Genomic DNA, 20,256 nt, shown 5'->3' with positions numbered 1-20,256 from the left:
ATTTAATATACTAATAGGAGTGTGGTTTATGGCAGTGAACGAACAACTGATAAAAGATGATTTATACCATGCAGTAAATGGTGAATGGCTTGAAACGGCGGTTATTCCAGATGATAAACCATCAACGGGTGGGTTTATGAATCTACGTGATGGGGTAGAGGAATTATTAATGGAAGATATCAATGCGATGGTTGATGGTAAGATTGATTTAACCAATGCTGAACAAGCTGAGATGATTAAGTATTACCAACAAGCGATGAATTTCAAAGAGCGAGACTCTTTAGGAGCGCAACCTGTACAACCCTTGTTTGAAAAGTTAAATGGATTACAATCTATCAAAGAATTGCAAGCGATTGCATCAGAGTGGGCATTATATGATTTACCATTACCTTTCTCTTTAGGGATTGCACCAGATATGAAAGATACGACGACGTATATCTTAGGTTTATCTGTGCCTGGTAAAATATTACCGGATACGACGTATTACCAAGAAGGAAATGAAGCGGGCGAGCGCTTGTTAACTGTTTACAAAGATATGAGCCAAAAAGTACTTGAGTTAATGGATTTTGATGCGGCGGAGGCGACAAAGTTAGTAAATCAAGCCATTGAATTCGATGCGTTATTCATTCCACATATGAAGAGTTCCGAGGAGTTAGCGGACTATACAATTACGTATAATCCACGTACACCGGAAGAAATTCAAGCTTATTCGAATGAATTTAATTTTTTGGCATTATTTAAAGAGTTGTTAGGCGAAGAGATTGATAAAGCCATTGTCACACAGCCTAAATTTTTTGAAGCCTTTCAAAAAGTTGTAAATGATGAGAATATTGAACTACTAAGAGCGTGGATGATTGTGAATTTAGCCAACAGCCAAACTACAATGTTATCTGAAGAGATTCGTCAAGCGGGAAGTCTATATCAATTGGCTTTGTCGGGAAGTCCTAAGACACAAAGTGCCGAAAAGCATGCTTACTATTTTGCGATTAACACGTTTAGTCAAGTAGTTGGGGATTATTACGGTAAGAAATACTTTGGAGAGAAAGCTCGTCAAGACGTGCGCGAGATGGTTGAAGCGATGATCCAAGTCTATCAAAATCGTTTGAAAGCAAATACGTGGCTGACACCGGAAACGATTGACCTAGCGATTCAGAAATTAGATGCGTTAGATATTTTTGTAGGATACCCTGATACATATCCAGCGATTTTCACTCAGTTAAAAGTTGATGAAGATGCGAGTTTTTATGCGAATACTGCGGAGTTTACACGTCAGTTTAATGAACGTGACTTTGCGCGTTGGAATAAAGATGTTGATCGCAGTGAATGGGGTATGAGTGCTGCAACTGTGAATGCTTACTTCCATCCGAATTATAATTTAATTTGCTTCCCAGCTGCGATTTTACAAGCGCCGTTCTATAATGTGAATCAATCTCGTAGTGAAAATTACGGAGGAATTGGGGCAGTGATTGCTCATGAGGTGTCGCATGCGTTTGATAATAATGGAGCAAAATTTGACGCACAAGGAAATATGAATAATTGGTGGACAGAAGCAGATCTGGAAGCCTTTGATCAAAAGGCTCAAGCGATGATTAAGCAATGGGACGGAATTGACATTGCTGGAGGTAAGGTAAATGGTAAGTTAACAGTATCTGAAAACATTGCAGATGGCGGCGGGTTAACAGCTGCCTTAGAAGCGGCCAAGCAAGAAGATGATGCGAACTTAGCTGAATTCTTTATGAACTGGGCGCGTATTTGGAGCTTGAAAGCACGACCTGAATATCAACAATTATTATTATCGATTGATGTGCATTCACCGGCTGAATTGCGTGCGAATATTCAAGTACGTAATTTAGACGAGTTTTATGAGACCTTTGATGTCAAAGAAGGCGATAAGATGTATTTTTCACCTGAAGAGCGTGTGGTAATATGGTAGAATTAGTATAGAGAGTTAATACTTCCCTTATGACTGTGAATTCATTTTTATTTCATAGTCATGAAGGGTATTTTTGTTTATAATGAGTAAGACTATGAACATGTGGAAGGGGATAATAAATGAGTTATCAAGCGCTCTACCGGGTTTGGCGCCCGCAAACATTTGACGAGATGGTTGGACAACCCATTATTAAAGAAACACTAAAAAATGCAATCAAGTCGAATCATATTAGTCACGCTTATTTATTTACAGGTCCGCGTGGAACAGGTAAGACAAGTGCTGCAAAGATTCTGGCGAAGGCAATTAACTGTCCAAACCAAACGGACGGTAATCCGTGTAATAAATGTGAGATGTGTCAGTTAATTACTGAAGGCCAGTTAGGAGACGTTGTCGAGATTGATGCGGCATCGAATAACGGTGTTGATGAGATTCGTGAACTACGTGAAAATGTTCGTTACGCAGCGAGTCAAGCTCGCTTTAAAGTGTATATTATTGATGAGGTGCATATGTTAACGACAGCTGCATTCAATGCGCTGTTGAAAACATTAGAAGAACCGCCTGAACAAGTTGTGTTTATCTTAGCAACGACGGAAGCGCACAAAATTCCAGCGACAATCTTGTCTCGTACACAACGTTTTGACTTCCAACTCTATACAGACCAAGAGCTTATGGGCAGAATGATTGAGATTCTTGAACATGATAATATTGATTATGAAGAGGAAGCCTTGGCGATTATTGCGCGTTCTGCCAATGGTGGGATGCGAGATACGGTTAGTCTTTTAGATCAAGCGATATCTTTTAATACGGAAGAAGTGACCGTAGACACGGCTTTAGAAGTGTCGGGAAGTCTTAATCAATTGGCTTTCTTGAATTATATTCGAACGGTCTACCGTCAAGATATTGAAGATGCGTTAGGAATTGTCAAAGATCAACTTCAAAAAGGCAAGCAAGCGGCGCGTTTTATTGATGAGCTCATCTTATTCAGCCGTGATATGTTATTAACACTACATATCAACCAAAATAAAACCTTACTAAGCGAAAGTGAAATTCAACCGTTGCGTGAGGAAGTGCCGGCGAATTTCTATTATTTATTAATTGATACATTGAATGACACACAAGGTAAGATGCGTTTTACAACGTCGCCTAACTTGTATATTGAAGTGATGACCATTCAATTGGCTCAGACTGATAAAGGTCAACTAGTGTCAGGACCCAACCAAGCAAGTGCGTCGAATGGTGCTCCAAGCGAGGTAGTTACATTGATGGATACAGTGCGTCAGTTGGAAGAGAATTTGGCTGCTTTGTCACAACAAGTGCAGAGTCAAGACAAGCTGATTAAAACTTTCCAAAGCAAGCAAACTGAAAGCCGTGAGGTGCAACCGATTAATCAAAACGGTGGACTAGAGCCAGAGGTAAATGATGCGAAGCCAGTGGAAGAAGAACCGAAAATTCCCCGTAAGCGTCCCGTTCGTCAACAAGCTCAGTATGCGTTGCAATTAAATAAAGTCTACCGTGTACTAAATACTGCGACCCACCAACATATAGGCTTAATGAAGGAGCATTGGTCAAACGTTCTACAAGAATTGTCACCGCAACAACGTGCAAAGTTTTTTGATACCGAGCCACTTGCGGCAGGTGAAGGCAGCGTCTTGATTAGCTTCCCGAATCCAGCTTATGCTGGAGATGTGCAACAAGACCGTGAATTGATTCGCTTAATTGAAGAGACTGTAGAACAAAAAGCAGGTATTTCAATGAAGATTGTCATTATCTTAGCCAGTGAGTGGGCTGATGTGCGTAAGAACTATGCTATGTTACGTAAGAAAAATAATGGTGCACCGATTCCAATAGAAGATGATGTGGAAGAAGAGCAAGAAGTCGTTGAGACTGTAACGGAAACGGTTCAAGAAGCTAAGCCAGATGAAGAGGCCACAATTACTGCGGATAAAGAAGATCAAAACACACAAACTGTAGAGGCGTCCGTGGCTACTCAAAGTCAACTGGCTAAGGAAGAGCGACAAGATGCACCGTCAGAGACTGAATCGGGTAATAACGGATTGATGGATTCACTTGAAGCGTCTTTGCCGAACTCGGCGAGAAGTATTGATGACATCTTTTCACAAGGAGGCTCACCTGATCGTCGAACAATGGAATTAGATAATGAGGATGATGAAGAGGAAGAAGGTCCTCCCGAGATTGTAACCAAAGCCATTGAAATATTTGGCGAAGAGAATGTGAATATTTACTACGATCGGTAAGAATATGAGAATGGGTGATTTGTGTGAAGGAAAAAATAGATACGAGAGATTTAACACAGATGGCGACGTATTCAGCCTTAATTGTATTGGCAATTTATATGATTCGAATACCAATGCCCTCGGCAATTAGCAACACGTTTGTTCACCCAGGGAATGCACTTGTTATTTTAGCGGTATTATTTATGGGTTTTAAAAAAGGAGCGATATCCGCTTTACTAGGACTTGCTATCTTTGATATTACATCGGGTTATTTACCCGTTGTTTGGTTGACGCTACTTGAGAATTTCATTGTCTTGTTAGTTGTCGAAGGTCTATACCGTTATGTGTTTGACTACGATAACCGCATGAGAAATATTATAACCATTGGTATCATAGGCGCGATTACGAAAATTGTTGTGATATTTTGTAAATATATCTTACAACAGCTTATTCTCGGATCGGTCATGGGCGCAGCGGTAGCGAGTGCAATCACAGCTATGCCAGCGTCAATGTTTACTGGCTTAATAACAGCAGTATTAGTACCGTTATTGTATTGGCCAATTAAACCGGTGTTTGATCGGTTTAGGTAAATTTATAGGAGAGATTGGCTGAATGAATCGTCGTAAAACTGACGAAGACCCGTAAATAAGTTTGCGGGTTGTCGGAAAACTCACGATAACCTGCAAGCACAAAATTGTACTATTACTCGCTTTCAAAGTAGCAAGTTGAAATGAAGTTACAGCTTAATCCAGCGGGTTTTAGACTAGCTGGTTTTTTTAGAAAATAACAATGAAATCGTCAAGCGAAGGCAACGCAAAAAGAGCCTAAATATGGTAAACTAAGAGTATAAGAAAAAGGAGAGATTTATTTATGGCACGTGGAATGGGTAATATGGGAAATATGCAAGGTATGATGCAAAAGATGCAGAAAATGCAAAAAGATATGGAAAAAGAGCAAAAATCAATTGAAACAACAATCTTTGAGGCATCAGACAATAACAATTTAGTAAATGTAAAAGTAACAGGAACAAAGCAAATTGTTGAATTAGATATTAAAGAAGCTTTAGTAGATCCAGAAGATATTGAAATGTTACAAGACTTAGTAATTGTAACTGTGAACGATGCTTTAGCGCAGGTTGATAAAGCGACTGAAGAGCGTTTAGGGAAATATACACAAGGATTAAACTTACCGTTTTAATAGAAAGTAGGAGACTGTATGCAATATCCCGCGCCAATTGCGAAGTTGATTAATTCGTTTACAAAATTACCAGGTATTGGAGCAAAATCAGCTGCAAGACATGCTTTCTATGTGCTTGATATGAACGAGACAGATGTTTTGGAGTTCGCACAAAATTTAATTAATGCGAAACGCGATTTGACACATTGCAGTATTTGCGGGAATATTACTGATTCTGATCCGTGTATTGTTTGTACGGATGAGAGTCGTGACCGTAGTCAAGTGCTTGTTGTTGAAGATACACGAGATGTTATGTCAATGGAGCGAATGCAAGAGTTCAGAGGATTGTATCATGTGTTAGGTGGCGTGTTGTCACCAATGGAGGGTACAGGACCGGAGGATTTAAACATTCCAAGTTTAATTAAGCGACTTGAAGATGAGACGATTAAAGAAGTGATTATAGCGACAAATGCGACGGCTGAAGGTGAAGCAACTGCCATGTATTTATCTCGTTTAATCAAACCTGCTGGAATCAAAGTAACACGCCTTGCTCACGGTTTATCTGTTGGTAGTGATATTGAATATGCAGATGAAATGACTTTGTTTAGAGCCATTGAAGGGCGACGCGAGTTATAAAAGAGTTGGAGTGTAGAGATGACTAAAGGGAAATTTATCTCACTTGAAGGACCTGATGGATCAGGTAAGACAAGTGTAGTACGAGAGTTAAAAAAAATGTTAGAAGCAAAAGGCTACGATGTTCTTACAACAAGAGAACCGGGCGGGAGTCCAATTGCTGAACGCATTCGTGAAGTGATTTTGGATGTAGATAACACAGCCATGGATGCACGTACGGAAGCATTGTTATTCGCGGCAAGTCGCCGTCAGCATCTAATCGAGACAGTTTTACCAGCGATAGAACGTGGTCAGATTGTTATTACTGATCGATTTGTGGATAGCTCGATCGCATACCAAGGGATTGCGCGAGGCATTCCTGTTGAAGAGATTTGGGCGATTAACAAATTCGGGATTGAAGACCATATGCCTGAATTAACATTGTTGGTAGATGTTCCAGCGGAAGTTGGTTTAGAGCGCATCTACAAAGCGCGAGGCCAGAGACAATTTGACCGTTTAGATCAAGAGAGTATTGACTTTCACCAAATGGTACGCGAAGCTTTCTTGAATTTTGAGAGAGAGAATGATCGTATCGTATTAGTGAATGGTAATCAAAGCGTTCAAGAAGTTGCTAAAGAGTGTTTATCCGTTTTAAAAGACAAGGAACTTATAGAATAAGAGGAGGATCATCATGAAATTAGTCATTGCAATTGTACAAGACCAAGATGAAGCTGTATTAGGGAATGCGTTTCGTGAGGCCAACATCTCGGCTACTAAGTTAAGTAGTACGGGGGGATTTTTAAAGCATGGGAATACGACATTTTTAGTCGGGGTTGAAGATGATAATGTGGACAATGTGATGGATATTATTCGCGAATGTTCACAACAACGTGAACAAGTTGTCGCTTACCCAGCGAACTTAGATATGAACTTAGAAGTAGCAACGTCATTTCCGATGAAGGTTGAAGTAGGTGGCGCGATTGTGTTCGTATTACCAATTGATAGCTTCTACCGATTCTAGGCTAGAGGTGTAAAAATGGGGAGATTAAGTCAGCATTTTTATGAATTAATTCACCAAAACCGACTTGTTCATGGATATGTCTTTACTGGAGATGATTATGAAGGTAAGCAACACGTTTCAACGGAGTTAGTTAAAGCATTAGGCTGTTTGAATAAAGACGAAGAGGGCACGCCTTGTGGGGTGTGTGAGCATTGTCAAAAGGCAGAAGCAAATCAATTAGCGGACGTCATAAATATTCAACCAGATGGTCAATCTATTCGAGTGAATCAAATTCGTGAATTGAAAGAATGGCTATCAACGAGTTCGATTGAAAGTGATTTTAAACTGGCTGTGATTGAACAAGCAGAAACGATGAATCCATCAAGTGCGAATGCACTGTTAACCTTTTTAGAAGAACCGGTTGAAGGTGTTTATTTAGTTCTATATACACAAGCTAAAAGTAATTTACTCCCAACGATTCAATCAAGGGTTCAAGCGATTCATTTTCCGAGAGCGAATTCGACTGAGCGTACGGCTTACTTTGTTGATGCAGGTGTATCGGAAGCACATGCACGGATTTTTGCGAAGATGTCATCGGAAGCAGCAGAGCGTTTTGTCAGCGATTATGATGAAGCAGTCGTTTCGAATTGGTTTAAAGCGTTGAATTACTTTTATTCAACATTGGCACATGGCAATCTTCACGCTGTTATCTTAGTTCAAACACAACTTAAAAACACGTTGAACGTTCAACAAGCTTTAGATGGAATGGATTATTTATTAATTTTAAACCATAGTATGTTAAGAATATTGTCGAATACAGAAGATGAGAGTTTAATTCAACCATATTTTATTAATGAAGTGATTAAAACAAAACAACCGCAGTTAGCGCATATATTGAATCTAAATGATTTGATTATCGAGACGAAACAACGATTACAGGCAAATGTTTCGCCTCAGCTAGCCACGGAACGTCTTGCCATCTTAGCAAGCCAATAATATATTTTTAAAAGAGAGGGTGTGCCAAAAAATGGAAGACAAAAATAATTACTTAGAGATGTTTGATGAAGCAGAGACGCATTTGCTTCAGTTAAGTGATACGGTGGCACAGCTGCGAGAAGTTATTGATAACTTAGTAGAAGAGAATAACAAATTGCGTATGAGCAATAATGATTTAAAAAGTTTGTTAATTAAGACTCAAACAGATACTCACGAAGAGGATTCTGAAGGGGAGACTGGGAGTCAGACAAGTAGCGGTCGGGACAGTCTTTTAGGTTTTTACAATGAAGGGATTCATGTTTGTCATGAATTCTTTGGATCACGTCGTTCTTCCAATGAGCAGTGTCTGTTCTGCCAAGAAATTCTCGAGCGTTTAGAAAATCGTTCATAATATACATTATTGAGGAGGCTTGTTCATGAATGTTCAAAATAAATCACAACTCGTTCATTCAACCGAACGAGTTGATTCATTTTTAGAAGGTAAATTAGGTATTATCCAAAGTCCAGAGTATTTCACTTTGTCAGTGGATGCATTGTTGTTGGCGGATTTTATTAAATTACCTAAACGGAATAACTTTAAGTATCTTGATTTTTGTAGCGGAAATGGTGTGATTCCACTACTCTTGTCTTATAGGACAGAGGCGCCGTTACAAGGGATTGAGTTGCAAGAACCCTTAGTAGATATGGCTAGGCGAAGTGCCAAGTGGAATGATAAAGAGAAGCAAATCTCGTTTCTACAAGGTGATATTAATGAGATTGTCTATACGCCTGGGGATTTGTATGACGTGATTAGTTGTAACCCACCGTATTTTTTAGTGGATGATACGGATGCGACGCATCAGTTAACAAGTCATGCTTTAGCACGTCATGAACTGACTTTGACTTTGGACCAATGGGTTAAAAAAGCGAGTCAAATTATGCGTCAAAAAGGGAAACTCTTTATTGTTCATCGTCCAAGTCGGTTGGATGATTTGATGGAGACATTATTAGCATATCACTTTAGCATTCATCGGATTCAGTTTATTCATCCTAAAAAGGATCTGGATGCTAATGGTGTGTTAATTGAAGCCATCTACCGCGGAGGGCGTCGAGGTGTGAAGATTGAACCACCAATTATTGTTCATGGGGATAATGGTGACTACACGGATGCACTGAAGGCGATATATAATGGCAACTAAGCGGGCTTTCTACTTTTATGTATTGTATTGTCAAGATGGTACCTTGTATGGGGGGTATACGGTTGATTTAGCGAATCGCTTAGCGACACATAATGAAGGTAAAGGGGCTAAGTACACGCGGGTTCGTAAGCGGCTTCCTGTTCGAATGATTTATGCTGAGCGTTGGGATACGAAATCACGCGCGATGAGTGCTGAGGCGAAGTTCAAGCGCCTGACTCGACCACAGAAGGAAAGATATTTAAAAGAACACGGACAAAGCGACGTTAACAGCCAACAATTAGTGTTAGTGAATAAATTTACTGACGAAGTAAGTGTTAACAATGAGCAAATAGAGGAGCATGATAAAGGTGCAACAACATAGTTTCCAACAACAAGAAGCAGGTATATTATATTTAGTTCCAACGCCTATTGGTAATTTGGAAGATATGACCTTTAGAGCAGTGAATATCTTAAAGGATGCCGATATCGTCTTAGCTGAAGATACGCGAAATACGATTAAGTTACTGAATCACTTTGATATTCAAGCGAACTTACGTAGTTTTCATGAACATTCACGTAGTAATGAAGTGACGGCTTGGGTTAAGGAATTGCAGGACGGCAAGATGATTGCTTTAGTGAGTGACGCGGGAATGCCTTTAATCAATGATCCGGGTCAACCTTTAGTTCAAGCATGTCTTGAAGAAGAGTTGTCGGTTGTAGCTTTACCGGGAGCGAATGCGGCATTAACGGCATTAGTAGCATCTGGATTACCAAGTGAGCAGTTTACATATTACGGATTCTTCCCTCGAGGGAAATCAGACCAAAAAGCAGCGCTTGAGATTGTAGGGCAACGTGATGAGACTGCGATTTTTTATGAGTCGCCGTATCGTATCAAACAAGCTGTTGCTCAAATTGTCACTCATTTAGGTGAGGACACGCGAGTGGTCATTGGGCGTGAATTGACTAAGCGGTATGAGGAATATATTCGCGGGAGTGCAAGTGAAGTGAGTAACGATGTTCAAGGGCGTGAGCTTAAAGGCGAGTGTGTTTTGTTAATTGAAGGTGGCACACTAGAAGCTTCCCAAGAAGAGGCGGTGTCTGCTTTGCCTTATAAGGAACACGTAGAGTTAATTATGTCGACTAAAGGGATTCAGGCGAAAGATGCGATTAAAGAAGTAGCCAAAATTCGTGAAGTGAAAAAACAAATTGTATATAATGATTATCATGACTTAACATAGAAGAAAAATATGTAGAGGAGGGACAGCGGTGCTATTGTATGGAATTGCAATTGTATTTTTGATGCTATTTCTTCTCTCTTTTGTTACGAACTATTCTTGGCTTCAACCGTCTGCCTTGGCATTATACGGCATGAATAGTTTCTTGATGGGCTTAATCTTGCAAAGTAATTGGACGCCTGTCTTTATGTTTAGGTATTTCTTATATATTGTGAGTGGCTTCTTCATTGCGGCAGTACCTTTTGTCTTGTTGTTGATTGCTGTGTTAGCGATTAATAAGACGGTCAAGCAGCCTTCACCTAAGATATTTAGAACGATATTTAATCTACTGTTGGCTTTTACCTTATTAATCTTTGTAGGTGCAACGATTTGGGCTTTGTTGCGGTTGAATGATATTCAAATTCAAGAGATAATCGGGATTTATATTTATTTGTCGATTTACTTTGTGGGGACTTTCTTGTGTTATATTTGTTTGAATTTTGCGATTAGTTTGTGGTCCAGAGGCAAGCAGGCGACCATTTTGCTGGTCTTAGGGAGTCAGTTGGATGATATTGACAATGTCACGAATGTCTTGAGACGTCGCTTGGACAAAGCGGTTCAAGTGTACTACAAACAAAAAAGCCAGACACAATCCCAAGTGACGATTATCGTGACCGGTGGACCGCAACATCAGTCGACTTATTCTGAGGCTGAGGGAATGGAGAATTATTTAATTCAAAAAGGAATCCCAGCTGAAGATATTATATTAGAGCCTTATGCTAAGAATACAGACGAGAACTTTACAAACGCGAGTGCTCTTATTAAGAAGCACCGCTTATCAGGGAAAGTGACCGTCATAACAAGTCGTTTTCACTTAATGCGGTCGAATTATATCGCTCGTCAAAGTCGGTTCAAAGCATATTACCAAGGGGCGGGGACACCGATATATTTATGGCCATTTTCGATTATTCGTGAATATGTGGCGTATATCTTGCTTACACGCGAGTTGAATTATGCTTTTATTATATTATTAATTGCGCAAGGGCTGTTTGAGATTTTAAATTAAGGAGAGTGGGATAAGTGGCAGAGAGTAAACGATGTGAGTGGATTGCTGGTAAACCTGATTATTACGTTGAATACCATGATCATATCTGGGGTGTACCGGAGCATGAGGACCAATTGTTATATCAATGGTTGATATTAGAAAGCTTTCATGTAGGCTTGTCTTGGCAACTTGTTCTCTCAAAAAAAGAAAACTTCTTAAACGCCTTTGATCACTTTGACTACCAGAAAGTGGCAAATTATGGAGAGGAAGATATCGAACGCTTGGCGAATGATGCCGGTATTATTCGGCATAAAGGAAAAATAAAAGCAGCTATTGCGAACGCACAGGCTTTTATAAAAGTACAAGAGGAGTTCGGTTCATTTGATCATTATATTTGGGGCTTTGTGGATGGTAAGCAAGTGTTGAGTTTATCGAATGAGCGACCAACACAAAGTGCGTTAAGTGATGCGGTAACTAAAGATATGAAAAAGCGAGGCTTTAAATTTATCGGAAGTGTGACAATTTACTCATACCTTCAAGCGATTGGTATTATTAATGACCATGACTTAGATTGTACCTTTCGTTAATAAGTGAATAGTCATTGAGATTAAATCCGCAGAGGCGCATGCTGACTGGGGGTTTTTTTGTTGATTATTATCAATAAAGTGAAAACAAGTATATAATGAGGATATATAGAAGTATTGCTTTTAAAAGTGATGAAGATTTATTAAATGTTGATAAACAAGCATTCGCAACTGGTGGGTGCGCAATTATACAGTGCGCTGTATAGCCTGCAACCGCAAAATAAGGGATAATAAAGGTAAGAAAAAGACACAGAAGACAATACCATAAGGAGTGTTGACCATGATTCTAGCAGACAAAATTATCCACTTGCGAAAGAAACATCACATGACGCAAGAGGACTTAGCAGAAAGATTGAATGTCAGTCGCCAATCAGTGTCCAAATGGGAAGGGGCACAATCGACACCAGATCTGAATAAAATCCTTAAACTCTCTAAAGTATTTGGAGTCACAACGGATTATCTTTTGAATGATGAGCATGTTAGTGATGAGATTGAAGAGGTTGAGTTGCCTGATGAAGAATGGGTATCTGTATCCCTTGAAACGGCAAATCAGTATTTAGAAGATCAGGCAGAATTTGCTCATCGTATTGGTTTGGCAGTCGTATTCTTAATTAGTAGTGCGATTCCCATTGTTGTTCTAACAGCACCAGCCATTCAAAATATGATTCCAGAGAATGTAGGTCAAGCATTAGGTCTGGGCTTATTATTCTTATTGGTAGCAATAGGAGTCGGGTTACTAATCTTTGCGTCGATGAGAATGCATAGTTATGAGTTTTTAGATGATCAGCCGTTTGAGTTGGAATTCGGCGTGAGAGGCTTTTTAGAGAAAGAAAAAGAGACGTACCATCCAGTTTATACGCGTCAGTTAGCCTTTGGCGTTGCCTTAATTATTACGAGTGTGATTCCTTTAGTTGTCATTAATTTAGCTTTTCAACGTTTTGCGGAAGCAAATAATGGCTATATTATCGGTATCTTTCTGGCGATTGTCTCCCTAGCAATTTACATGTTGATAACTTCTGGAATTTTTTGGGGAAGTTTCTCTACGTTACTAGAGAGCCAAAATCAAAAGGGTGACGGCGATGAGATGGAAGACAGACTCGCAGGCATATATTGGCCTTTAATAACAGCTCTATTCCTTGGATATAGCTTTATCACACAAGATTGGGGTCGTAGTTGGATTGTGTGGCCAGTTGCGAGTATGATTTTTGCAGCGATATCAGGATTATTCAACTTTAATAATCAAAATAGAGAGTAAATAAAAAGAGCTAGCATCGAAGCGATGCTAGCTCTTTTTTAGTGAGTGAATTATTTTTTACGTAATTCTACTAAAATTTCTTCTAATAATTCAGTTTCAGATGGTCCAGATGGCGCTTCGTCTGGAGCAACGATTTTTTTCTTTTGAACTTTTTCTAAAGCTTTAAGTGTTAAGTATAAGAATAATGCAACTAAGATAAAGTTGATGACTGCTTGTAAGAATAAACCTACAGCTAATTCAGTGCTACCAATTGTAATTGCTACACCCGATACATCAGCTTGTCCTGTGATTGCTACAATAAGAGGCATGAAAATATCATTTACTAATGAATTAACGATTGCTGTAAATGCTGTACCCATAATAATACCAGTTGCCATAGTTACAATGCTGTCGTTTGCAATAAAACCTTTAAACTCTTTCCACATAATAGATCCTCCTTAAGGATAAAAATATAATAAATAATTTATGACTTAAATATAACACGTCCACCAAAAAAAACCCAGCTATATGAATATTAAGCTTATTTATTTACTGATAATAGAGCATTATGTAGAGGTTTCAGCACTGATGTAATTTTCTATTGGGAAAGAGTTGTTGTCAATTTCCCACGAATTATTCTGAATAAGTTGAGCCCATTGGTATCCTAGAAAAGGACCACTTGTTAGACCTGATGAGCCTAAACCACTAATTGCCCAGACGTTATCTAAGTCGGGAACAGCACCGACTAAAACAGAAAAGTCAGAGGTATGCGCTCGTGTTCCGACTTTAGATTCAACGATGTCATAATCTTTTAAGCTAGGCATCCATTGACTTGCTTCATCACGTAAGTCATTCAGCACCGATAAATCTACGTCCAAATTATTGCCTTGCTCATTTTCATGAGTAGCACCGATAATAATTTCCCCATTATTAAAAGGAATGATGTCACCTTGCCCGGTTGGCATAATGACCGGCCAATGCTTATTAACCCAATCTTTGTTTTTGATGACGAAAAGTTGGCCTTTTTGCGCTTGAATGTCGACCTTGTAACCAAGTGGTTCTAATAAAGCGGGTAAACCAGGACCAGGTGAAAGGAGCAATCGGTCGAATTGTTGAGAAACGATTGTTGATGTTGATATGACGATATCCCCACCTTTTTGCTTTAACTGTGCATTTTCATTGATAATTTCCCCACCTAAGTCTTTTATTGCTTGATGAAGCGTATCAATTAAAGCGTCCCCATGGACACGTCCCCCACCTTGAACCCACGTTGCTGGTTTTTGAGATTCAATTAAAGGTAAAAAATCCGAAACTTCTTCTGCAGATATTTTGTGGACGTCGCCAATAGAAGGGGATGCCAGACGCTTTTCAGCGGCTTGATCGAGATCTTTTTGGACGCGTTTGTCTGTGTTGCGAATCATTACAGCACCGTCAATTTGATAGATGGCGTCCGTATCGTAGCCATCGTCTTTTAAATCTTGCATGAATTGATGATAAAATTCCGCTCCCTTTGATACTAGGAAGTACCATGGCTTATTGCGGCGCAAAGAAAACCAAGGACAGATAATTCCAGCTGAGGCACGTGTTGCTTGGCCCTCATCTTTATCAAAGACTGTTACCTTATATCCTGCTCGAGTTAGATAATAAGCGGCAGTTGATCCGACAATCCCTCCGCCGATAATTGCTATTTGTTGTACCATATTCTCACCTTTCTCCATCTCTTGTTCTCTATATTATAAAGTAATTTTGATCAAATGAACAAAAAACCTGCCCTACCGTGCCAGTAATCACTGGACTCGCACGGTAGGGCAGAGTGTTGTTATCGGATATTAAATTTAGAATTGATATTTCTTGATTAATTTTTCAATAGCGGGCGACTTGAATAAGAATGTTAATATGATTGTGTTGATTGGTAATGAAATCAGGTTTTTTACAATACGCATCGGCATAAAAGCAGCCCACGCACGACCGTACATCATACGAATCCAAATTGAATTCATTCCTAAATTCACAATCAATGTTACAAGCAGTACGGCAATAAAAATGCGCTGCCATGTAATTGGTTTGCGCCATAGAATCCAACCGTAGAGCCATCCTCCAACTCCCGCACTAATCGTGAAGCCAGGGAAAAAGAATCCACTTCCACTTATAAAGAAAGTGATTAAATCATTAACTATTGATACTAATAAACTAAAGACTGGACCAAATAAAATCCCACTAAATGCTGTTCCCACAAAGCCAACGCCCACTTCAACTAAGTTACCAAAATTAAGTGACGGTATAAAACTTAAGACAATTCGTGCAGCAACCATTATAGCCATCAAAGTCAGTTGCGAAGTTGAAATTTTCCTTGGTGCAAAGTTGCGACTTGCATCAATCTTTCTATTCATATGAATACTCTCCTCTTTCACAGAGAGCTACACAGTGATATGCAGCGAATGCAAAAATGAATCGCGTCTGGTCAATTAAACCAAGCTTCGTTTCCTAGCAACATCCCATCTAAGAACACTTTACGCTCATTTTTTACTCTGTTATCAATTATTTAATTGTTTCCAATTATGCCTTCATTATACAACATGTCAGTAATTAAATATAGGGCGGGCGAATATCTAAAGTGTTAATGAGTATGGGATGTTCGTGTTAGCATGGGCTTCGTACGCGCCAAACCAAGTTTTATTTATATTAATATGATAGTAAGTGCTTGTTCCATTAGACATTTTTTGCTGTTATCATTTCTGGATTGCCACAAAATATATATCGTAATAGACGTGCAACTCCATAAACCGACTCAAATTTTGTGACAGTATGTTTGCAATTCAAGCAATGAATATTCTTTCTAAAAACTCTGACATGTAATATCACTGCGAAGATTATCGAATTCTAAAGGTGTTAATTCTTTCGGTCTAAAAGGATTAGTCGTTCGATAGTCTCAAAGTACTGAGGCAATTTTCTTTTTGACTGACCTCAGGAATTGGCTGTCTAATGTACTCGGTTTCAAAAAATAATAAAAATATATTTTTATTATTAAATTCAGAAATCAGTTAAAATTAAAAGTATTTTTTGTTTGTAAGATTGACTACATAATTTGGTTTATTAATATTGTTCTAATGATTTATCCATTGGGAATTGAGGCGTCATTTTTGTTCAACGAAACATTTTATATGTGTAACAATTCTAGATATAAAAGGATTTAATTCAATAATGTTTAGTTCATTAAAATAATATTGTTAGATTATTTGTTAAAAACAATATAGAGGCATTTTTAATAAAACTAACCTTAATTTAATAAATATGTTGAAAAGAGGAAGGTAACCCTGTATGCTAATATACATGAATATAATAAAAAAGGGGAGTTAATATGTTACTTAATTTAATAAAAAAATGCTCGATGGTTATTGTTGCGTCTGCAGTAATGCTCAGTGCTGTTGCGCCTCAAGCGATTGTGAGTGCAAATGAAAACACTGCTAATTTAACGATTGCATCAGAACCACCGACGATTGATCCAGCATTGGGGACGGATACAACATCTGGAGCGATTATTGATAACGTGTTTGAAGGGTTAACGTCTGTGACGCCTGAGGGAGACATTGTTCCGGCAGCAGCTGAGTCGTGGGATGTGAGTGAAGATGCTTTAGTTTATACGTTCCATTTGCGTGAAGATGCGAAGTGGTCGAACGGTGATCCGGTTGTTGCGAGTGATTTTGAGTATGCGTGGAAGCGTGTCTTGAATCCTGAGACTTTATCTCAACGAGCTGAGTTCCTATATGCGATTGAAGGAGCTGAGAATTATAACAAGGGTGAGGGCGATTTAGAAGATGTGCAAATTAATGTTTTAGATGATTACACATTAGAAGTTGTTCTACGCTCACCAACGCCTTACTTTACTGAGTTTGTTGCGATGTATACGTTCTCACCAGTGAATCCTGCTGTTGTTGATGAAAATGAAAGTTGGGCAGTAGGCGCTAACGAAGATTATATTACTAACGGACCATTTGTTCTGACTGAATGGACTCATAATAGTGATTATGTATTAGAGAAAAACGAACAGTATTGGGATATGGATAATGTCGCTTTAGATGCTGTGAATGTGCAAATCATTGAATCAGAAGCAGCTGCGACGTCTGAATTTATGGCAGGGAACTTAGACTTTTTAGGGTCTCCTTACGGAACAGTGTCATTAGATTCGATTGAAGTATTTGAAGAGCAAGGACTTCTACAAACTCAAGCGACGTCAGCGATTTACTGGTATATTATGAACGTAACAGATCCAGTCATGTCTAATCCAAATATTCGTAAGGCTTTAGCATTAGCTGTGGACCGCCAGAATATTGTTGATAATATTACCAAAGGTGGACAAATTCCTGCTTTAGGTTATGTACCGCCAATGATTCCAGGATTTGAAGAAGACCGTGGATACTTCGAAGACGCAGACTATGATACAGCAAGAGAGTACTTAGCGGTTGGTTTAGAAGAGCTAGGCTTATCAGATCCAAGCGAGTTAACAATTAACTTATCGATTAATACAAGTGAAGCTCACTCGGTAATCGCTCAAGATGTTCAAGAAAAATGGGCACAGGAACTAGGTATCAATATTTCAATTGATAACACTGAATGGCAAGTTTATCTAGATAAATTAAGTATGTTAGATTATCAAGTTGGACGTATGGGTTGGACTGGTAAATATAACGATGCAACAACTTACTTAGATATGTACCGTACGAAAGATGTAGGTAATAACGATACTGGATGGGAATCTGAAGCGTATAAAGCACTCCTAGATGAGTCAGATTACGAATTAGATGAAGAAGCACGTCTCCAATTATTACGTGATGCTGAAGCAGTGATGATAGATGAAATGCCAGTTATTCCAATCTATTACTACAGTAATGCGTTTGTTGAGAGTGACCGTATCGAAGGTATGGATTATGATGCCGTGGGTCGTATTGATCTGAAACATGTTTCGATTAGTGAATAATTAGCAATTAATATAAGGAAAAGTTCCCGTAATTTAGGCTTGTGCCTAAGTTTCGGGGATTTTTTGCTTTTTTGTAAAATAAATTTAGAAGTGGGTTAATTTTTGAAGCTCAAAAGCCGTTATATAAGTATAAGAATAAAAAAGAGGTGATAAGACTATGTTTTAGCAAAATATCGGTTGGTAGAATGCGGATTATGAAAGGAGAAAAGTATGTATAACTATAACAATAAAGATAGATTGGACTAGTTGGTTTGGGGAAAAAAGTAGTTAGAAAAGTTTGCCAATCACATGACGATAATGAGAGAGCTAGTAGAGCTAAATATATTGAAAGCCGAGTTAGATTGGGTCCGAAAAGGTTTTATCTTGATAAAGAACAACTAAAGATACAAACAAACATTGAGGGAAACTTTGCGAATGAGTTAAGTATGTTGGTATACATAGGTGAATTGGATATTGTTACCAAGCGTTTATCTGAATTTATATCAATTTAATAAAGGAGATATGATAAAAATGGAAAAGAACATTTATGATGCATCAGATATTACTGAGCGTCAAATTAATCAATGGAACCAACCAGTGGAAAGTGGAGAAGTGTATCCATTTTTAGGCTAGATAGCTCCTTACTTGAGTGACTTAATTGAATTTTAAATAGAAATAGTTAAATTTTTAAAAACCCGAGGATGGGACAAAAGCCCCTAAACAAAAAAGACCGCCACAAACTTTTTACATTTGTGGTGGTCTTTCCGATTTCATTTTGCGCTTGAAAGACTGAGGACTATCTCAGGCTTCTAAGCGCGTTATCTTTTTAAAGCACAAGGCCCTTTTGTCCCAGCCCCTTTAGTATGAACTAAGCAGGTTTATTCTTATTAATGAACGCTTCAATACAATCAACTGCTTGTTCAAGTTCTTCAAGACTTGTAGCATAGCTTAGACGGAAGTATTTTCTTCCAGCATCGCCAAAGGCTTGACCAGGTACGAAACCAACTTTAGCTTCGTGAGCTACTTTGAGACAGAAGTCCATGTCGTCACCTTGAAACCAAGTTGGAACTTTGATGAATAAGTAGAAAGCTCCATTGGGTGTTGAAACATCGAAGCCCATTTTACGGAAACGATCTAATAAGTAGTCACGGCGAATTTTGTATTCTGCACGAATCTCATCAATGGCTGCGTCTTTAATGAAGCGTGGTGTTGGAAAATATAGCTAATTAAGGAAGAGAGGCGGTGTATTAAAACTCAGACTGCTCCAATAGAGACAAGAAGATTCCTAAGGCCAAAGCATCCGCTGCACCACCAGGGCTAAGATGACGTTCAATCATCACTTGGTCATATTCGTGCAAGCTTTCAAGAAATTTACGTGGCTCACTTTGTTGATTAAACAATTCGAGTGCTTCTATCTTGATTGTTTCCCAAGCTTCGAAACCACCACGGTGGATGATATTGCCATCTTCAATGTGTCCCATAATTAGCATTAATGCTTTTAATAGATTGTGTTCCAACATAGGATTATCTAAACTGCGTAAATAAGGCATCAACACATCTTGTAAGATAGGGTAACCACTGACAGCTTCGCCACGAATACCGGTAATACCATGTTCAATATAAAGTCTCTCACCATGTGATAAATGCTCTTTTGTATGAATATCATCAAAATCTTTGAGTAAGGTATCCTTAGTCATTAAACGAATCAGTTGGAAAGCTTCAGTTGTGTGAGAGGCTGACCAAGTCGACAATTGCTCACGCTCAATAATATAACCCACAGCAACAAGTAAAAGAGCGAATGAAAAGTTAGCGCCTTTATGTGTATTGATACCACGAGTAGCTTCAAACATAGCTATTTCAGCGTTAATTCCAATTCGTCTAGAACCTTTAAATAAGCCATTTAAATCATTTGTTTGCTGCAAACTTCTCCCTAATTCGTAATACTGCTTAAAGAAGGGTTCAAATGAAAGAACACTATCGACAAAAGTAAAAAAGTTCATATCTCGATGTGAACCGTTATTGAGTCGGTCAACTAAACCTGGTTTAGGAGAAAGAGACACTTCATACATCAGAGCTTTCGTTGCTAGTCGAGGAATGCAATTATGCATTGAGTGTAA

21 protein-coding genes are annotated in these 20,256 nt (G+C 38.7%); 16 read left to right on the top strand and 5 right to left on the bottom strand.

The features are described 5' to 3' along the window. Positions 1–28: 28 nt before the first annotated feature. From HYQ40_05990 to HYQ40_05920, 15 genes are all read left to right on the top strand, one after another. Positions 29–1,933, top strand: a complete 1,905-nt coding sequence (locus HYQ40_05990; GenBank protein MBZ6527325.1) for a M13 family peptidase — start codon at positions 29–31, stop codon at positions 1,931–1,933. Between the two features lie 119 nt (positions 1,934–2,052). Continuing rightward, positions 2,053–4,188 carry a DNA polymerase III subunit gamma/tau gene (dnaX, locus tag HYQ40_05985; protein ID MBZ6527324.1) on the top strand — a complete coding sequence of 712 codons (2,136 nt, stop codon included), beginning with the start codon at positions 2,053–2,055 and terminating at the stop codon, positions 4,186–4,188. 59 nt (positions 4,189–4,247) lie between these two features. Continuing rightward, the gene (locus HYQ40_05980) at positions 4,248–4,757 is read left to right on the top strand and encodes an ECF transporter S component (protein ID MBZ6527323.1); all 510 of its coding nucleotides are present in this window, start codon (positions 4,248–4,250) and stop codon (positions 4,755–4,757) included. A gap of 292 nt (positions 4,758–5,049) precedes the next feature. Then, positions 5,050–5,364 carry a YbaB/EbfC family nucleoid-associated protein gene (locus HYQ40_05975; GenBank protein ID MBZ6527322.1) on the top strand — a complete coding sequence of 105 codons (315 nt, stop codon included), beginning with the start codon at positions 5,050–5,052 and terminating at the stop codon, positions 5,362–5,364. 18 nt (positions 5,365–5,382) lie between these two features. Then, positions 5,383–5,979: a recombination protein RecR gene (gene recR / locus HYQ40_05970; protein MBZ6527321.1), complete on the top strand. Its 597-nt coding sequence runs from the start codon at positions 5,383–5,385 to the stop codon at positions 5,977–5,979. Positions 5,980–5,997: 18 nt separating this feature from the next. Next, positions 5,998–6,633: a dTMP kinase gene (locus HYQ40_05965; GenBank protein MBZ6527320.1), complete on the top strand. Its 636-nt coding sequence runs from the start codon at positions 5,998–6,000 to the stop codon at positions 6,631–6,633. Between the two features lie 13 nt (positions 6,634–6,646). Beyond that, positions 6,647–6,976 carry a cyclic-di-AMP receptor gene (locus HYQ40_05960; protein ID MBZ6527319.1) on the top strand — a complete coding sequence of 110 codons (330 nt, stop codon included), beginning with the start codon at positions 6,647–6,649 and terminating at the stop codon, positions 6,974–6,976. A 15-nt stretch (positions 6,977–6,991) separates the two neighbouring features. Further along, complete coding sequence (locus tag HYQ40_05955; protein ID MBZ6527318.1) at positions 6,992–7,951, top strand: hypothetical protein; 960 nt, start codon at positions 6,992–6,994, stop codon at positions 7,949–7,951. 31 nt (positions 7,952–7,982) lie between these two features. Beyond that, complete coding sequence (locus HYQ40_05950) at positions 7,983–8,342, top strand: DUF972 family protein (GenBank protein MBZ6527317.1); 360 nt, start codon at positions 7,983–7,985, stop codon at positions 8,340–8,342. A gap of 25 nt (positions 8,343–8,367) precedes the next feature. Further along, positions 8,368–9,129: a tRNA1(Val) (adenine(37)-N6)-methyltransferase gene (locus HYQ40_05945; protein MBZ6527316.1), complete on the top strand. Its 762-nt coding sequence runs from the start codon at positions 8,368–8,370 to the stop codon at positions 9,127–9,129. Then, on the top strand, positions 9,119–9,490 hold the full coding sequence (locus HYQ40_05940; protein ID MBZ6527315.1) for a GIY-YIG nuclease family protein: 372 nt from the start codon (positions 9,119–9,121) through the stop codon (positions 9,488–9,490). The genes HYQ40_05945 and HYQ40_05940 overlap by 11 nt, the downstream gene beginning before the upstream one ends. Further along, positions 9,468–10,346: a 16S rRNA (cytidine(1402)-2'-O)-methyltransferase gene (gene rsmI / locus HYQ40_05935; GenBank protein ID MBZ6527314.1), complete on the top strand. Its 879-nt coding sequence runs from the start codon at positions 9,468–9,470 to the stop codon at positions 10,344–10,346. Before HYQ40_05940 ends, rsmI begins: the two co-directional genes overlap by 23 nt. 28 nt (positions 10,347–10,374) lie before the next feature. Further along, positions 10,375–11,388, top strand: a complete 1,014-nt coding sequence (locus tag HYQ40_05930; protein MBZ6527313.1) for a YdcF family protein — start codon at positions 10,375–10,377, stop codon at positions 11,386–11,388. 14 nt (positions 11,389–11,402) lie between these two features. After that, the gene (locus HYQ40_05925; protein MBZ6527312.1) at positions 11,403–11,954 is read left to right on the top strand and encodes a DNA-3-methyladenine glycosylase I; all 552 of its coding nucleotides are present in this window, start codon (positions 11,403–11,405) and stop codon (positions 11,952–11,954) included. A gap of 277 nt (positions 11,955–12,231) precedes the next feature. Next, positions 12,232–13,206 (top strand): helix-turn-helix transcriptional regulator, encoded by a 975-nt coding sequence (locus HYQ40_05920; protein MBZ6527311.1) that lies wholly within the window; start codon positions 12,232–12,234, stop codon positions 13,204–13,206. A gap of 50 nt (positions 13,207–13,256) precedes the next feature. On the opposite strand, the gene mscL is transcribed toward HYQ40_05920, so the two are convergent. The 3 genes from mscL to HYQ40_05905 form a co-directional block, all read right to left on the bottom strand. Beyond that, positions 13,257–13,631, bottom strand: coding sequence for a large conductance mechanosensitive channel protein MscL (gene mscL, locus HYQ40_05915; GenBank protein MBZ6527310.1), 375 nt, complete (start codon positions 13,629–13,631; stop codon positions 13,257–13,259). 120 nt (positions 13,632–13,751) lie between these two features. Then, positions 13,752–14,885 (bottom strand): FAD-binding oxidoreductase, encoded by a 1,134-nt coding sequence (locus tag HYQ40_05910; GenBank protein MBZ6527309.1) that lies wholly within the window; start codon positions 14,883–14,885, stop codon positions 13,752–13,754. A gap of 135 nt (positions 14,886–15,020) precedes the next feature. Then, positions 15,021–15,575, bottom strand: a complete 555-nt coding sequence (locus HYQ40_05905) for a folate family ECF transporter S component (GenBank protein MBZ6527308.1) — start codon at positions 15,573–15,575, stop codon at positions 15,021–15,023. Positions 15,576–16,573: 998 nt separating this feature from the next. Here HYQ40_05905 and HYQ40_05900 point away from each other — a divergent pair. Further along, positions 16,574–18,160, top strand: a complete 1,587-nt coding sequence (locus HYQ40_05900) for a peptide ABC transporter substrate-binding protein (GenBank protein MBZ6527307.1) — start codon at positions 16,574–16,576, stop codon at positions 18,158–18,160. Positions 18,161–19,007: 847 nt separating this feature from the next. Here HYQ40_05900 and HYQ40_05895 read toward each other — a convergent pair. Both HYQ40_05895 and citG read right to left on the bottom strand, forming a co-directional pair. Continuing rightward, positions 19,008–19,337, bottom strand: coding sequence for an aminotransferase class I/II-fold pyridoxal phosphate-dependent enzyme (locus tag HYQ40_05895; GenBank protein MBZ6527306.1), 330 nt, complete (start codon positions 19,335–19,337; stop codon positions 19,008–19,010). 49 nt (positions 19,338–19,386) lie between these two features. After that, entirely contained in the window at positions 19,387–20,247 is an 861-nt protein-coding gene (gene citG / locus HYQ40_05890; GenBank protein ID MBZ6527305.1) for a triphosphoribosyl-dephospho-CoA synthase CitG, read from the bottom strand. Positions 20,248–20,256: the final 9 nt, after the last annotated feature.

Source organism: Aerococcaceae bacterium DSM 111021, from assembly GCA_020112395.1.
Taxonomy (GTDB): domain Bacteria; phylum Bacillota; class Bacilli; order Lactobacillales; family Aerococcaceae; genus Ruoffia.
The sequence above is the reverse complement of the archived record's forward strand: the minus strand, read 5'-3'. Positions and strand labels throughout refer to the sequence as shown.

Bases quoted from the DNA above. Each gene is read 5' to 3' on its own strand.
- HYQ40_05990 (MBZ6527325.1), top strand. From the start codon at position 29: ATGGCAGTGAACGAACAACTGATAAAAGATGATTTATACCATGCAGTA.
- dnaX (MBZ6527324.1), top strand. From the start codon at position 2,053: ATGAGTTATCAAGCGCTCTACCGGGTTTGGCGCCCGCAAACATTTGAC.
- HYQ40_05980 (MBZ6527323.1), top strand. From the start codon at position 4,248: ATGGCGACGTATTCAGCCTTAATTGTATTGGCAATTTATATGATTCGA.
- HYQ40_05975 (MBZ6527322.1), top strand. From the start codon at position 5,050: ATGGGTAATATGGGAAATATGCAAGGTATGATGCAAAAGATGCAGAAA.
- recR (MBZ6527321.1), top strand. From the start codon at position 5,383: ATGCAATATCCCGCGCCAATTGCGAAGTTGATTAATTCGTTTACAAAA.
- HYQ40_05965 (MBZ6527320.1), top strand. From the start codon at position 5,998: ATGACTAAAGGGAAATTTATCTCACTTGAAGGACCTGATGGATCAGGT.
- HYQ40_05960 (MBZ6527319.1), top strand. From the start codon at position 6,647: ATGAAATTAGTCATTGCAATTGTACAAGACCAAGATGAAGCTGTATTA.
- HYQ40_05955 (MBZ6527318.1), top strand. From the start codon at position 6,992: ATGGGGAGATTAAGTCAGCATTTTTATGAATTAATTCACCAAAACCGA.
- HYQ40_05950 (MBZ6527317.1), top strand. From the start codon at position 7,983: ATGGAAGACAAAAATAATTACTTAGAGATGTTTGATGAAGCAGAGACG.
- HYQ40_05945 (MBZ6527316.1), top strand. From the start codon at position 8,368: ATGAATGTTCAAAATAAATCACAACTCGTTCATTCAACCGAACGAGTT.
- HYQ40_05940 (MBZ6527315.1), top strand. From the start codon at position 9,119: ATGGCAACTAAGCGGGCTTTCTACTTTTATGTATTGTATTGTCAAGAT.
- rsmI (MBZ6527314.1), top strand. From the start codon at position 9,468: ATGATAAAGGTGCAACAACATAGTTTCCAACAACAAGAAGCAGGTATA.
- HYQ40_05920 (MBZ6527311.1), top strand. From the start codon at position 12,232: ATGATTCTAGCAGACAAAATTATCCACTTGCGAAAGAAACATCACATG.
- mscL (MBZ6527310.1), bottom strand. From the start codon at position 13,631: ATGTGGAAAGAGTTTAAAGGTTTTATTGCAAACGACAGCATTGTAACT.
- HYQ40_05910 (MBZ6527309.1), bottom strand. From the start codon at position 14,885: ATGGTACAACAAATAGCAATTATCGGCGGAGGGATTGTCGGATCAACT.
- HYQ40_05905 (MBZ6527308.1), bottom strand. From the start codon at position 15,575: ATGAATAGAAAGATTGATGCAAGTCGCAACTTTGCACCAAGGAAAATT.
- HYQ40_05900 (MBZ6527307.1), top strand. From the start codon at position 16,574: ATGGTTATTGTTGCGTCTGCAGTAATGCTCAGTGCTGTTGCGCCTCAA.
- citG (MBZ6527305.1), bottom strand. From the start codon at position 20,247: ATGCATAATTGCATTCCTCGACTAGCAACGAAAGCTCTGATGTATGAA.